This window comes from Undibacterium sp. (genome assembly GCF_030683615.1).
Classification (GTDB): domain Bacteria; phylum Pseudomonadota; class Gammaproteobacteria; order Burkholderiales; family Burkholderiaceae_D; genus Undibacterium; species Undibacterium umbellatum.
Genome location: NZ_JAUXQE010000018.1, coordinates 24860 through 40075, shown reverse-complemented (window position 1 = coordinate 40075; position 15216 = coordinate 24860). Strand labels below are relative to the sequence as shown.

11 protein-coding genes are annotated in these 15216 nt (G+C 49.6%); 9 read left to right on the top strand and 2 right to left on the bottom strand.

The window, feature by feature from the left end; translation table 11 throughout:
* The first annotated feature begins 47 nt into the window (after positions 1-47).
* The 9 genes from Q8K39_RS08775 to Q8K39_RS08735 all read left to right on the top strand — a co-directional run bounded on the left by Q8K39_RS08775 (position 48) and on the right by Q8K39_RS08735 (position 12591).
* A complete protein-coding gene (locus tag Q8K39_RS08775; RefSeq protein ID WP_186953155.1) occupies positions 48-2420 on the top strand; it encodes a hypothetical protein in 2373 nt (790 codons plus the stop codon).
* Positions 2421-2578: 158 nt separating this feature from the next.
* Positions 2579-4216 (top strand): bifunctional shikimate kinase/3-dehydroquinate synthase AroKB, encoded by a 1638-nt coding sequence (aroKB, locus tag Q8K39_RS08770; protein WP_305259560.1) that lies wholly within the window; start codon positions 2579-2581, stop codon positions 4214-4216.
* A 4-nt stretch (positions 4217-4220) separates the two neighbouring features.
* Complete coding sequence (locus Q8K39_RS08765) at positions 4221-5366, top strand: deoxyguanosinetriphosphate triphosphohydrolase (protein ID WP_305259510.1); 1146 nt, start codon at positions 4221-4223, stop codon at positions 5364-5366.
* A gap of 145 nt (positions 5367-5511) precedes the next feature.
* Positions 5512-6213, top strand: coding sequence for a DUF4197 domain-containing protein (locus tag Q8K39_RS08760; protein ID WP_305259508.1), 702 nt, complete (start codon positions 5512-5514; stop codon positions 6211-6213).
* A 422-nt stretch (positions 6214-6635) separates the two neighbouring features.
* Positions 6636-7793: an ABC transporter substrate-binding protein gene (locus Q8K39_RS08755; protein ID WP_186953158.1), complete on the top strand. Its 1158-nt coding sequence runs from the start codon at positions 6636-6638 to the stop codon at positions 7791-7793.
* Between the two features lie 132 nt (positions 7794-7925).
* Positions 7926-8816, top strand: a complete 891-nt coding sequence (locus Q8K39_RS08750) for a branched-chain amino acid ABC transporter permease (RefSeq protein ID WP_186953159.1) — start codon at positions 7926-7928, stop codon at positions 8814-8816.
* Between the two features lie 9 nt (positions 8817-8825).
* Positions 8826-10775, top strand: coding sequence for an ATP-binding cassette domain-containing protein (locus tag Q8K39_RS08745; protein WP_305259504.1), 1950 nt, complete (start codon positions 8826-8828; stop codon positions 10773-10775).
* Between the two features lie 10 nt (positions 10776-10785).
* A complete protein-coding gene (locus Q8K39_RS08740) occupies positions 10786-11514 on the top strand; it encodes an ABC transporter ATP-binding protein (protein ID WP_186953161.1) in 729 nt (242 codons plus the stop codon).
* 126 nt (positions 11515-11640) lie between these two features.
* Positions 11641-12591 (top strand): S9 family peptidase, encoded by a 951-nt coding sequence (locus Q8K39_RS08735; protein ID WP_305259501.1) that lies wholly within the window; start codon positions 11641-11643, stop codon positions 12589-12591.
* A 479-nt stretch (positions 12592-13070) separates the two neighbouring features.
* Here Q8K39_RS08735 and Q8K39_RS08730 read toward each other — a convergent pair whose 3' ends face one another.
* Both Q8K39_RS08730 and hpf read right to left on the bottom strand, forming a co-directional pair.
* The gene (locus Q8K39_RS08730; protein WP_305259499.1) at positions 13071-14165 is read right to left on the bottom strand and encodes an enoyl-CoA hydratase/isomerase family protein; all 1095 of its coding nucleotides are present in this window, start codon (positions 14163-14165) and stop codon (positions 13071-13073) included.
* A 606-nt stretch (positions 14166-14771) separates the two neighbouring features.
* Complete coding sequence (gene hpf / locus Q8K39_RS08725) at positions 14772-15119, bottom strand: ribosome hibernation-promoting factor, HPF/YfiA family (protein ID WP_186953165.1); 348 nt, start codon at positions 15117-15119, stop codon at positions 14772-14774.
* Positions 15120-15216 lie beyond the last annotated feature (97 nt).

Genomic DNA, 15216 nt, shown 5'->3' with positions numbered 1-15216 from the left:
GCAATATGCAAACCGATTTCCTGAGTTCGTAAAATTATAGGTGTTTCATGATGAAGTATATTCGCGGTCTATTCGCACTACTCTTAATTTTTGGCCTGACGGCTTGTGGCGGTGGCGGCGGTTCGCCAGGTTCCACCACGAATGTCAAGTTTTATACTACGGCCCCCGATAAAATCACGGTGGCTCCAGGTGCCAGCCAAACTTTTAGCATTGGTGGCGGTGTTCCTGGTTATCAGGCCAACAGCAGTACATCGGCTGCCACAGTCAGCATTACTGGGCAAACCCTGACGATCACTGGCGGTGGTGGTGGTTCGTCGATTGTGACAGTAAAAGATTCTACTGGCGCGTCAGTCACCATCGATGTCACCGTTGGAACTGGTCTTGCATTGTTTACAACGGCACCAGGTGATGTCATTGTTGGAGTCGGGGCTCAGTCATCTGAATTCACGATAGGTGGTGGTAGCGCTGTCTATGCTGTAAGCAGCGGCAATTCTGCTATCGCTCAAGTAATTTCATCAGGCAATCGCTTTGCAATTGTCGGTGTTGCCGGTGGTAAAACAACGGTCTCTGTCAAGGACACCATAGGCGGTTCAGTCACTATTAATGTTACGGTAGGTTCTGCGGATCCCTTGTTCTCCAATGCTGCAGGTGATATTAACCTGGGTGTCGGTGCTGCCACAACTTATACAGTGGGTGGCGGTGCGGGTCCTTATACGGTAGGTAGCAGCAATGTTGCGGTTGCAACGGCCTCGATCTCAGGCACCAAACTGACTATCACTGGCATTAGCGTAGGTACATCCAGTGTCGTGATTCGTGATGCAACAGTTGGTAATGTGACTATTAGAGTGACAGTTGGTTCGAATGCAGACTTGTTTACTTCAGCACCAGCTACTTTAACCGTAGGCATTGGAACTTCCAGCCCTACATTTACTATCGGTGGTGGCAGCCAGGTGTACACAGTCACTAGTGGCAATACCCAGATAGCAGGTGTCGGTATTAACGGAAACAAATTCACGATCAATGGAGTTTCTGCCGGTAAGACGATAGTTACTGTAAAAGATAGTTTTGGGGCAGTAGTGCTGATTGATGTAACCATCGGTTCTGGAGCAGATTTCTATACAACTGCTCCACTGGATCTTACTCTGACTGCAAATGGTAGTGGCACTTATGTACTGGGTGGCGGTAGTGCTCCTTACACGGCTACAAGTAGCAATACCTCGGTAGTTACTGCTTCAGCCTCAGGAAACAGTCTTACATTGACTGGTGTTGGTTCTGGTAAAGCAGTGGTGGTATTGCGGGACGCAGCAGGCAAGATCATTAACGTGAACGTAACTTTGGGTTCCGGTACGGTTAATGCGCTCTTTACAACAGCTCCAGCTGCTGTCACAGTCGCTGTAGGGTCCAGTCCTGCTTATCAAATTGGTGGCGGTACTGCGCCTTATTCGGTTAGCAGCAGTAATACTGCAATTGCAACAGCAACTCTGACAGGTAGTACTTTCACGATTACGGCACTGGCGACAGGGACAGCCAATATTGTAGTTAAAGATGCGGCTGGCGTTCCTGTCACTATTGTAGTTAGTGTGGGCACTGGTGCAACAGTAGCTCTATATACCTCCGCACCAAATATTGTAACTATAGCCCCAGCGTCTGCCCCTACTTACATTATCGGTGGCGGTACGGCACCATATGCCGCGACGAGTAGCAATACTTCGGTTGCAACAGTCGCCGTAACAGGTAGCACGATGACGATTACTGGCGTGGCACCTGGTACAGCAACAGTCAGATTGGTCGATAGCGTGGGTGCTCCAGTCACAATTACTGTGAATGTAATATCCGGTACAAACTCGACTCTTTCCGTTGCTCCGTCGTCAATCAGTGGATTTGTTGGTGACGCTGTGACTATTCGAGTTGACGGTGGTAGCGCTCCATATACGGCAACTTCCAGTATTCCAGGTAATGCGACTATTACGAGCGGTGCAACATTGACCGCAGCTGGGAACGTTACAGTGTTTCTTGCAAGGGTTGGTACTGCTAACATTGTTGTGACTGATGCACAGGGTACGGTTTCTAGCGTTGCAGTTACAGTAGCGGCACAAACATCTAATATGTTCCTGAGCCCAACAGTGTGGAATATTAATGAGACAAATAATGCGATTATCCCGCTGACAATCTCCGGTGGTAATGGACCATTCCAGGTATTCACCAATAACACCGTGTTGTCCAATGTTGCAGGAACTAGCCCTGATCCTTTGAATCCGCTGACATTTACGGGCCGTACTGTAAACGTAAGTTTGGGTACTCAAGGTACGCGTTGTGTGGCTGCTGATACCAATGTGACCATCACAGTCAAAGACAGCCTGAATATAACAACAACCAGTGTTATGACCATTAAAGACTTGAATGGTGGTGCTGGCTGTTAATATGGCTCGACAGGTTTGCCTGAAGCGGAAAATTTCTACACAATAGCTGTTTATTTGCTTCGAACCTTTATATTCCCCAGAGCCTCAAACTCTGGGGAGTTCAGCAAAAGTCTTAAGCCAGGTAAACAGTTTTGAAGAATATTTTTCTCGTAGGCCTGATGGGCTCCGGCAAAACCACGGTTGGCCGGGCCCTGGCAAAAAAACTCAATAAACGTTTTATTGATACTGATCACGAAATTGAGGCACGTACAGGTGTCTCGATTCCCGTGATTTTTGAGATTGAAGGTGAGGCTAGTTTTCGACAGCGTGAAGCGGATGTGATCCGTGATCTGACTGAACAAGAAAATATAGTCCTGGCTACAGGTGGTGGTGCCGTGTTGAATGCAGATAGCAGGAAGTATTTGCATGAACGCGGCATTGTCATTTATTTGCGTGCAGGTATAAACAGCATCTTGCAGCGCACCCGCCACGACAAGAACAGACCTCTTTTGCGCACTGCAGACCCGCGCAAAAAACTCGAAGAGCTGGAATCCCAGCGAGCCCCCCTCTACCAGGAAGTTGCCCATGTCAGTATTGAAACTGGCAGGCCCAACGTACAGTTTCTGGTGCAATCCGTACTGGAAAAATTAGCTCAGGAAAAATTACTCGACATTCCTGAAGCCTTACTTAGCCATAGCAAAACAAATATGTCAGACCAAAGCACTGCCAGCACCACGACACTCCTGAATGTGGACCTGGGTGAACGCAGCTACCCCATTGCCATAGGCACTTCCCTGTTATCCGACAGCCAGTTTTTGCAGTCGAAGATCAAGGGCAAGAAAACCGTCATCGTCACCAATACAGTTGTTGCCCCCCTTTATCTTGCCGCACTGGAAGCAGCCTTGCGCGCCGCTGGCAAGGAAGTGCTGTCCGTCGTTTTGCCCGATGGTGAAGAGCAAAAAAACTGGACCAGCCTGATGCTGATTTTTGATGCCCTGCTTGAACATAAATGCGATAGAAAAATTACCTTGCTGGCCTTGGGTGGCGGTGTCATTGGTGACATGACAGGCTTTGCCGCCTCTGCTTACATGCGCGGCGTCCCTTTCGTACAAATCCCGACCACCTTGTTGTCACAAGTCGATTCATCCGTCGGCGGCAAGACCGGTATCAATCACCCTTTGGGCAAGAACATGATAGGGGCGTTTTACCAGCCCGAGGCGGTGATAGCTGATATAGGCAGCCTACAAAGCCTGCCCGACAATGAACTCTCAGCCGGTCTGGCCGAAGTCATCAAGCATGGTGCGATCATTGATCCCGTGTTCTTTGACTGGATAGAGGCAAACATGGCGGCCCTGCGCGCCAAAGACCCCAAGGCCCTGACGCATGCGATTTTGCGCTCCTGCGAAATCAAGGCAGATATCGTGCGCCAGGATGAGCGTGAAGGTGGTTTACGTGCCATCCTGAATTTTGGTCATACCTTTGGACACGCCATAGAATCTGGCCTGGGTTATGGCAAATGGCTGCATGGCGAAGCGGTAGGCTGTGGCATGGTCATGGCTGCTGATTTATCTTGTCGCCTGGGCTATATCGATTACGTGACCAAGACCCGTATCAAACAAGTGGTGGAGGCTGCAGGATTGCCAGGCGTGGCTCCTGATCTTGGTGAAGAGCGCTGGCTGGAATTGATGGAAGTCGACAAGAAAAATGAAGGCGGTAAAATCAAATTCATCCTGTTGAAACCTTTGGGGCAGGCGCATATCACTACGGTGCCCCAAGAGACTTTGCTGGCAACCCTGCGCAGCAGCATCAGCAATTAACACTATGTTTACCGACGCCCACCTCGCTCCCTATGCTGCACAATCAGCAAACTCGCGAGGGAGGCGTTACACTGAAAAGTCATCACCCTCGCGCAGCGAATACCAGCGCGACCGTGACCGTATCATCCACAGCACTGCCTTTCGCCGTCTTGAATACAAGACCCAGGTTTTCGTCAATCACGAAGGCGACCTGTTTCGCAACCGCCTGACACACAGCCTTGAAGTAGCACAGATAGGCCGTTCAATTGCCCGCAACCTGCGTCTGAATGAAGACCTGGTTGAGGCGATCTCACTGGCACATGATCTCGGCCATACCCCTTTCGGCCATGCCGGCCAGGATGCCCTGAATACCTGCATGAAGCCCTTTGGCGGCTTTGAACATAATCTGCAAAGCCTCCGTGTGGTCGATGAGTTGGAAGAGCGCTATGGTGCTTTTGATGGGCTTAACCTCACCTACGAAACCCGGGAAGGCATACTCAAACATTGTTCCATCACGAATGCCAGAATGCTGGGTGATGTCGGGCAGCGATTTATCGATAAACAACGTCCAACGTTGGAAGCTCAAGTCACCAACCTGGCAGATTCCATCGCCTACAATAATCATGATATTGATGATGGCCTGCGTTCCGGTTTACTGCTTGAGTCGCAATTGCTGGAAGTCGATATTTATGCGCGTCATCGCGCGGTTGTTGACGCTACTTATCCAGGTATCAGCGGTCGTCGTGGCATCGCTGAAACCATACGCCGCATGATCAATACCCTGATCGTCGATTTGATACAAACATCGGCAAATAACATCCAGAATTGTGCCCCCACATCAGTGGACGAAGTACGCCGCATGGAAAGAATGATCGCCTTTTCAGATGCCATGTTTCAAGAGGCACAAACCCTCAAGCAATTTCTGTTTGAAAACCTGTACCGCCATTATCAGGTTAACCGTATGACCTTCAAAGCCAGGCGCACCATCACTGAATTATTTGATGCCCTGCATGCAGAACCGAACCTGTTGCCTGCTGATTATCAAGTCCGCAAATCTGATAGCGAAGCGCCGCAATTGCAAGCCAGGAAAATTGCCGATTACATCGCAGGCATGACAGACCGCTATGCCATGCGTGAGCACAGGCGTCTGTACATGGTGGACGAGATTTAGCTTCATCACCAAAGCCGTTTCTCACTAAAACATAATACTGGGTAAACTTCTTAGCTGAGTCATGGATTCACATAATTTGTACATTCAAATTGAGGATATACACTGAGTCTTGTATAGAATAGCAACTCTTTAACAGGAGGAAACCATGCCATCCATTTCTACTTTGTTCGCCCGCCTGCTGATGACCAGCAGCCTGGTTTTCGCTACTGCGGCAGCGCATGCCATCTCTTTGGCTGATCTCAGCAATCAGGATGCAAGCAGCGGGTTAAAAGCTGCCCTCGACAAAGGTTCTGCTGCAGCGGTCAGCAAGCTTGGTGTCGATGGCGGTTTTTTAAATAATGACAAAGTTAAAATCCAATTGCCGTCAATACTGGAAAAAGCACGCCCAATTTTACAGATGACAGGCAAAGGCCAGCAGCTTGATGAATTGGTGTTGTCCATGAACCGTGCCGCAGAAGCTGCCGTGCCGATGGCCAAACCTTTGCTGGTGAATGCCGTCAAATCCATGAGCCTGACCGATGCAAAGAATATTCTGACAGGCGGCGAAACCTCGGTGACAGATTTTTTCAAACAAAAAACAGCAACACCCCTCAGTGCAAAATTCCTGCCCATGGTCAAAGGAGTGACTGACAAGGCTGGTTTGTCGGCTAAATATAATGGCATCATGGGACAGGCGCAGAAATTTGGTGCAGTGTCGCAGCAAGAAGCAACAGTTGAAGGCTATGTCACTCAAAAAGCCATGGATGCCTTGTTTTTGATGATAGCAGAAGAAGAAAAAGCGATCCGCCAAGACCCATTAGGTGCTGGCAGCAAGGCTATCAGTAAAGTCTTTAGCTTGTTGAAGTAAGTGAATCAGCAATGGCAAGGCAAGAATTTGCCTTGCCATTAAGATGGAGATTGATTGCCGCAGTTTGAAAATCTTTCGCTCTCACAAAATTTTGCAGCTTTTTTGCACAGGTTTTGTCACATTCTTTCCTGTCTGCCATAGATGCGATGAATTTCTTTCATCGCAAGCTTGAAAGAGTTTCCTTTGGCCATAATCCCTACCCATTTTTTTTCATTCTGAAAATTGTGCAGGTGCTCTAAAAGCCTTGCTGTATAAGGCTTTGTGCTTCCCAGGAATTTCCTTGGACCTATCCAGCACCTCGACTTGCGTAGTATTACTTAAGTAGAACGGAGTCCGAGAATTTTTCCGTTTCCTGCTAACTTATGCGGGTAATTCATGAATTTATTTTTTTGAAGTACTCACATAAAAATCAGGAGACCAAGATGTCATACAAAGTCAAAACCCTAGTCGCATCCATCGTTCTGGGCCTGGCCGCTGCCAGCAATGCAGCAGAGCCTATCAAGATCGGTGTTGCCGGTCCTTTCACCGGTGGTTCCGCACCCATGGGTGTGTCCATGCGTGACGGCGTCAAACTTGCCGTTAGTGAAATCAACGCCAAAGGCGGTGTGCTGGGAAGACAGTTGCAATTGGTCGAGCGTGATGATGAAGCAAAAAATGAACGCGGTGTGCAGGTAGCACAAGAGCTCATCAACAAAGAAAAAGTGGTCGCTACCGTCGGCTATATCAATACTGGCGTAGCGCTGGCATCCCAGCGTTTTTATCAGGAAGCAAAAATCCCTGTCTTGAACAATGTCGCTACAGGCAGCGTGGTGACCAAGCAATTTTTGGCACCTGAGCACAAGGATAATTACATTTTCCGCACGGCAGCCAATGACACCATACAGTCAGCCATGATTGTTGATGAGGCCGTCGTCAAAAACAAATTCACCAAAGTCGCCATCCTGGCTGACTCTACCAATTATGGCCAGTTGGGTCGTGAAGACCTGGAGAAAACCCTGAGTGCCAGAGGCATCAAACCAGTTGCAGTAGAAAAATTCAATGTCAAGGATGTCGATATGACAGCCCAGTTATTGAAAGCCAAGCAGGGTGGTGCGCAAGCCATCCTGACCTATGGCATAGGCCCTGAGCTGGCGCAAATCGCCAACGGCATGGAAAAGCTTGGCTGGAAAGTACCAATGATAGGAAGCTGGACTTTGTCCATGGGTAACTTCCTCGACAATGCTGGTAAAAATGGTGATGGTGCCATGATGCCGCAAACCTTTATCCAGGACCCGAATACGCCCAAGCGCAAGGCTTTCATCGAAGCCTATCAAAAGGCTTACAAGGTCGAGCGCATGCCTTCTGCCGTTTCTGCTGCACAAGGCTATGACTCCATCTATCTGCTGGCTGCTGCTATCAAACAGGCGGGTAGTACAGATGGTGTCAAAGTGCGCGAAGCACTGGAAAATCTGAATGAAAAAGTGGAAGGCGTGATCACCACCTATAACAAACCTTTCACGCATGATGATCATGAAGCCATCAAAGCTGGCATGCCTGTCATGGGCCTTGCCAAAGCTGGGCAGATCGTCCAGGTGAAATAAGGGCTGGGCATAACACCTGCCCTTAGCTCAGCCGCCTGCGCGGCGCTTGGTTTGTTATTCAGACAGACAGCCGTCAGGCTCTCCAACAATTTTGGAGAGCCTTGGCAGGCTGCATTCCACGGGTGAATCAAAATGGAAATATTACTTCAGCTCGTCTTCAGCGGCATCGCTCTGGGGATGATTTATGCTGTCATCGCGTTCGGCTATCAACTCACGTTTGCAACTTCAGGTACCCTCAACTTCGGTCAGGGCGAGGCGTTGATGCTGGGTGCACTGGTCGGCCTAAGTGTGGTCGGCAATGTACACGGTGGCCCCTACATGAATTATTGGGTGATGATACCGATAGTCTTGCTCTTCGGTGGCTTGCAAGGCATGGTGGTGGAATGGATAGGTGTACGGCCTGCCATCAAGATCAAATCAGAATTTGGCTGGATCATGTCCACCATTGCACTTGCCATCATATTCAAAAACGTTGCAGAAAATATCTGGGGCAAGGATGATCTGACCTTCCCTTCTCCTTTGTCCGCTGCACCATTTCAGGTGCTCGGCGCAAATGTGCAAGCCATGCAAGTGGTGGTGGTTCTAGGCGCTCTGGCGATGATGCTGGCAGTTGAATTTTTTAACCGTAAATCGATTTATGGCAAGGCTGTGGTGGCAACCTCCAATGACAGGGATGCAGCTGGCCTGATGGGTATCAATACCAGCATGGTGATTACCTTCTCTTATGCGCTGTCATCTGCTACCGCTGCCTTCGCTGGCGTGCTGGTGGCACCCTTGACGCTGACCGGCGCGACCATGGGTTCTGCACTGGGTTTAAAAGCCTTTGCCGTCGCCATTATCGGTGGTCTGACGTCTGGCGTAGGTGCCATCGTTGGTGGCCTGATTTTGGGGATTGCTGAAACACTTACAGGTTTCTATATTTCCACCGGCTACAAGGAAGTACCAGGCCTGGTCTTGCTGCTGCTGGTGTTGGCCGTGAAACCTGCCGGATTGTTTGGCAAAGCTGCCATCAAGAAAGTGTGAGGTCCAGATATGAATAAGCAGACTTTAACTCTTTCCGTACTGGGTATAGGTGCACTGGCCTTGGTGCCGGTTGTCATGCACAATCCTTACTACCTGCACCTGGCAGAAACCATACTGATCTACGCCATTCTTTTATTTGGTCTGGATATCGTGGTTGGCTATACCGGCCAGGTTTCTCTCGGCCATGCCGGTTTGTTTGGAATAGGCTCATATACAACGGGTGTGCTGGTATTCAAGCTTGGTATGTCGGTGTTTGTCGCCATTCCTTGCAGTATCGCTGTCACAGCCGTATTTGGTGCCTTGCTGGCTCTCCCTGCGCTGCGTGTGACCGGGCCTTACCTGGCCATGGTGACACTGGCCTTTGGTACCATTATCCAGATTCTCATCAATGAAATGAGTTTCCTGACTGAAGGGCCAATGGGTATCAAGCTCACCAAGCCTGTCATCTTTGGGCAAAAGCTCGGTGAAGTGGGTTTTTTCTACCTTGTCGCAGTCATGCTGGTGCTGTCATTAATTGTGGTTCACCGCATCTTGCGTTCTCACTACGGTCGCGCATTCCAGGCCTTGCGCGACAGCCCGATTGCCTCTGATTGCATGGGTGTTTCAGTTTACAAGTACAAAGTCATCGCCTTCGTCATCAGCGCAGCGCTGGCTGGTCTGGCAGGCAGCCTGTATGCGTATTCGGAAGAGTATATTTCGCCGAATACCTACAACTTTGAACTGACCATCATGTTCCTGCTGGCAGTCATCATGGGCGGACGCAAGACACGTACCGGTTCACTGCTGGGCGCTTTGATCGTCGTCATGCTGCCATCCCTGCTTGCTGATATAGAACTGTTCCGCAAGATCGCTACCGTGGCTGCATTGATAGCCGTAGTTGCCGGTGGCCTGGCAATCAGCAAAAAGCGCAAGACAGTCGGGGAACTTATTGTGCCAGTTGGTGCGACTGTGGCCATGGCCTTGTTTTCGTACAAGCTGGAAAACATTACCGACTGGCGTCTGACCATCTTTGGCCTGATGACCTTGTTTGTCGTGTATTACCTGCAGGACGGCATCGTTGGTTTCGTCAACAGCTTGCTGGGCAAGGGGCAACAGCATCTCATCGTCAACGCAGAAAGCGCCGAGACCAATGCTAGCAATGCCATCGTCAATGCCAGCGATGCTCGCATGGGTGTCCTGCTGACCGGCAGAAAAATTCTCATGCAATTCGGCGGTCTGAAAGCACTGAACCAGGTTGATTTGCAAATTAACAAAGGTACGGTACATGGTTTGATCGGCCCTAACGGCTCCGGAAAAAGTACCATGATGAATGTGCTGACCGGTATTTATCAACCTACTGATGGGGTAGTGGAGTTTGCCGGTAAAGTCATCTCTGGCAGCACGCCCTCGGCAATTGCACTGGGTGGTGTTGCCCGTACTTTCCAGAACGTGCAACTGTTTGGTGAGATGACGGCAACAGAAAACATCCTCGTCGGCTTGCACAGCACCTTCCGCAGTAATGTGGGTGATGCCATGCTGCATACGCCACGATATTTGCGTGAAGAACAGCAGGCAAGAGCGCGTGCGGCCAGCATCTTGCAATTTGTTGGCCTGGCTGACCTGGCCAATGAAGAGGCGCGCAATCTGCCCTACGGCAAGCAACGCCTGCTGGAAATCGGCCGCGCGCTGGGTCTCAATCCGCAGCTCTTGCTGCTGGATGAGCCTGCCGCTGGTTTAACTGCGCCTGATATCAAGGACTTGATCGCCATCATCCGCAAGATACGTGAGCACGGTATCACCATCATCCTCATCGAGCATCATATGGATGTAGTCATGTCGATTTGCGATACTGTGACTGTGCTGGATTTTGGTCAGAAAATTGCCGAGGGCAAACCGGCAGCCGTACAGGCCGATCCAAAAGTGATCGAAGCCTATCTGGGTGGCAGCGTAGCTGATGCCACTGAAGTTGCTGCAGCATAAGGAGAGAGCAATGTTAACCATATCAAATCTGCATGCAGCCTATGGCAAGGTCGAAGTCTTGCATGGTATTTCCATGGACGTGCCCAAGGGCAAAGTCGTCACCCTTATTGGTTCCAATGGTGCTGGCAAGACCACTACCATGCGCGCGATTTCCGGCATGTTGAAGCCTAAAGAAGGCACGGTTACTCTGGCTGGTAAAGATGTCACCGGTCTGGATTCTCACAAGATCGCCAGGGCAGGCCTGGCACATTCGCCGGAAGGCCGACGCGTGTTTGCCACCATGTCGGTGACCGATAATCTTTTGCTTGGTGCCTTCCCACGTTTCACACGAAGCCGCCCGCGTGGAGATATAGAAAGTGATCTGCAAAAAGCCATGGAATTGTTCCCGCGCCTGAAAGAGCGCAAGAACCAGTTGGCTGGTACCTTGTCTGGCGGCGAGCAACAAATGCTGGCGATGGCGAGAGCCGTCATGCTTAATCCTGATGTGGTCTTGCTGGATGAGCCCTCGATGGGACTTGCTCCTATTCTGGTCGATGAAGTTTTTCGCATCATCGTGCGGTTAAAAGAGCAGGGCACGACCATGCTGCTGGTGGAGCAGTTTGCAGCGGCTGCTTTAGCCGTGGCTGACTATGGCTACGTGCTGGAAAATGGCAGAATATCTGTACATGGCCCGGCGGCCAGTTTGCAGAATGATCCGGCGGTGAAGGCTGCTTATTTGGGTGGTGGTGCGCAGCATTGATAGCATCGCTCATGCAAGTTTGGCAAGTTTGAGGAATGGGGAGCTTGCTCCCCATTTTCATTTTTATCGCATTGCTGGCAGGGCTGTGATATTTTCTTAAGTCATTTAAGTAAATCACGCCAGCCCATGCATATCAATTCTATTTCTTCGCGCGTTCTCCAAATCGTTCTGGCATTCATCACGTTCTTTTGCGCTTCCGCGATGGCGGCACCTGTGCTGCAAGAACACAGCATAAAAATCGATGGCAAGCAAAGGCGTTACTATCATTTATCTGATCCTGCGGCGATAACACCTGGTCGTCCTGTATTACTGGTCAGCGGTTCGGGATGTGATGATTTTGCAGTTCGTTTGCCGATGTTTTTTGAGCGCTACCCCGGAGCGGTGAATGTCTATTATCTGGAAAAACCTGGCGTTGCCAAAAATGCAGATGGCAGCAAATGCTCTGAAGCGTTTCTGGCTGCAGATCAGTTCGGCAAACGATTGTCCGATCATTTGAGATTTCTATCGCTCGAGCCTGAACTGAAAAAAATGCCTGCACGGTCTATTGCTGTATTGGGCTTTTCTGAGGGGGGAGCGGTTGCTCCTTATATCGCCAGGGACAGCAATAAAATCGGCTGGCTGGCAACCGCGGGTAGTGGAGGTTTACCGCAGAGTGAAGAGTTTTTGATCTTTGCAGACCGCGGGGTGGAACCTTATGCCAAGCCATTTTCACGCGACTATTTTTTACAGGTCTATGCAGAGATCAAAAAAGATGGCAAGAGCCGTAAGAAAGAGTTCTTTGGTCATCCCTATGCCTATTGGTCAGGTCATTTGTTTACTTATCCTTTGAATGTGTATGCAAGTCTGAATATTCCCATGGTGGTAGCGATGGGTGAGAAGGATGAGAGTGTGCCGATTGAATCAGGGCATGCCTTGCGGGATCATTTCTTGAAGCATCCAGAAAAGGATTTTCAGTTTGTGGAATTTCCTGGTGCCAGTCATGGTTTGAGGTCTGGGGACAGGAATGGGGCGCAGGAGTTTGTTGCGGGGTTGGCGGGGTGGTTTAAAGGGGATAAGAAGGCGTTTGAGTTGAGGTGATTGCTGATATGCATAACAGACTGCTCAGCCTTGAATTTAAGGACAATCTTATTGATGTCATTCATGCGCGAATTGAGCAGGAATCTAGTGGCTTTCTTCGCGTGCTGTGAAGTTCGTTAATACCAGAATCGTGTGATTTTACGAATTAGATTTTCAAATATTTTTATGCGTTATTTATGATTGCAGGCCGGTGGTAGACCGGCAGCTACTCCCTTTTCTTGCTTCGCCAAGAAAAGGAAGCAAAAGAAGGCGACCCAGGCGTCGCCGCCCCTGCGGGGTTCCCGTTTGTGCAGTACAAAAAATGGGAAAGTCCGAAAACTCGCTACGCTCAAACATCGGCCTTTCTTTTTCCATTTTCTGTACTGCACAAACGGTGGCTACACATGGGAACTGCAAAAATCAAAAACAACTTCAAAAACAACGTCAATACTACGGTTATGCAAATATCCTGATTTGCGATTGACCAAAAATTTGATCAATCACTCTTCCAAATATCGCAAAGGATGCGCATGCGCAGGCCAGGCCTCGGCAAAGAATCCTGTCACTTGTTCTGCTGTCACTTCAGCCAATGTGGCAGGTGACCAGCGTGGGCTATTGTCTTTGTCCACCACCAGGGCGCGTACGCCCTCAAGCACTTCGCCATGTTTGAAGCAATGGCGTACCATGTTTCTTTCCATGCGCAGGCAGGCGGACACTTTCATGTCTTTGCTGCGGCGTAGTTGTTCTAGCGTGACTGACATCAGCAATGGCGAACGTTTTTGCATGGTGGCCAGGGTTTGCTGGGCGAATTCGCTGTTGTGCTGCTGCAGTTTTTCACAGATGGCTGTAACACTATTGCCCGCGAAGATGTCATTGATGGCGGCGTGTTGCGCAGCCAGTTTGCTGGTGGCTGGATTTGCCTGGTCAGCAAAAGCTGCAGAAAAATCGCGTATCGCCACGCGCAAATCAGTGGCTACGCTTTCACTGATTAAATTCATCATTGCCGGTATTTCTGCGGTGGGAATATAGACATCTGCCAGACCGGCATAAATGGCATCGGCAGCGGTGATGATTTCGCCTGTCAGTCCCAAATAAGTACCAATTTCACCCTCAGTGCGCGACAGGAAATAACCGCCGCCTACATCCGGGAAAAGACCGATATTCACTTCAGGCATGGCCATCTTGGTACGCTCAGTGACGATGCGCAAACGGCAATCTTCCCCCGCCTGCGCGATACCCATGCCACCACCCATGACCACGCCATTCATCAGCGCGATATAGGGTTTTGGATAGAAATGAATCAAGTGATTTAGGGCATATTCTTCTGTGAAAAAATCTTCCAGCAGGGCAGAATCACCTTTGGGTGTGGCCGTGCCAACATCATAGAAAAAACGGATGTCTCCACCCGCGCAAAATGCCTTTTCACTGCTGCTTTGGATAAACACCGCACGCACATTCTGATCATCCTGCCAGGCCAACAAGGTCGTCGTCAGCGCCCTCACCATATCGAGAGACAGCGAGTTCAATGCTTTGGGTCTGTCGAGGGTGATATAGCCTATATTATTCTTGACGGAGGTGAGGACAAATTCGCTCATGATGTTGACTATGCAGGGTAGGGGATGAAGCTGCTATTTTAACTTTCTCAGGCTTGGGCGTCACGGGGTGTCTATGTTTATGAAGAAATAGAGTAAGGGCGGCGTGCTCGTTGCCGTTGCCGTTGGGTTTGACTTTGGGGTTGTAGTTGTTTTTGACTTTCGCAGTTCCCATGTGTAGCCGCCGTTTGTGCAGTACAGAAAATGGATTAAGAAGAGCCGCTGTTTGAGCGAAGCGAGTTTCGGATCTTCCCATTTTTTGTACTGCACAAACGGGCACCCCGAAGGGGCGGCTACGCCTGGGTCGCCTTTCTTTGAATACGTTCTTTGGCGACGCAAAGAAAGTATTTCGGCTGCCGGGCCGAGACCCGGCTTGTATCCATGAAGTGTAATTGTTTTAATCAAAGTATGGCATGCCTTAAACGCCACTGGATTCCAGCCAAAAGCATGCTGGAATGACGGTTAATGCGTGCACGGATTGTCACAGAGCAATCGATTGGAATAATTAAAAGATATTATTTATTTCAAACCACTCACCCAACAAAAAGGACGCCTTCTAGCGTCCTTGTTTTGGATGTCCGCAACCCTGTTCGGGTAAGGACTGGGGTCTTATGAAGCCGATGCCGGATCAGGTATGTGCTTGATAGCGTCGTGCTGATGGTCCTGGATCTTGTCTTTATGCTTGATGACCTGGCGATCCAGTTTGTCTACCAGTGCATCAATTGCTGCATACAGATCATGCGCCAAACTTTCAACATGGATATCTTTACCGCTGATATGCAGGTTAATGTCGGCTTTGTGTCGTTTATCCTTTTCCCGGAGCTTGTCCACCGTCAGGATGACGGCGATATCAATGACCTGGTCGAAATGCCGCCTGATACGTTCTAGTTTGGTATGTACATATTCACGAATTGCAGGAGTTACTTCGACGTGGTGTCCACTGATGGTGAGATTCATACTGTGCTCCTATAGTGATGTTACTTGCTGTAACGATACGCTCTTGGCCTTTATTTGCTTTGAGCTAAATCATATATAGCAATTCAAACCGTGATTA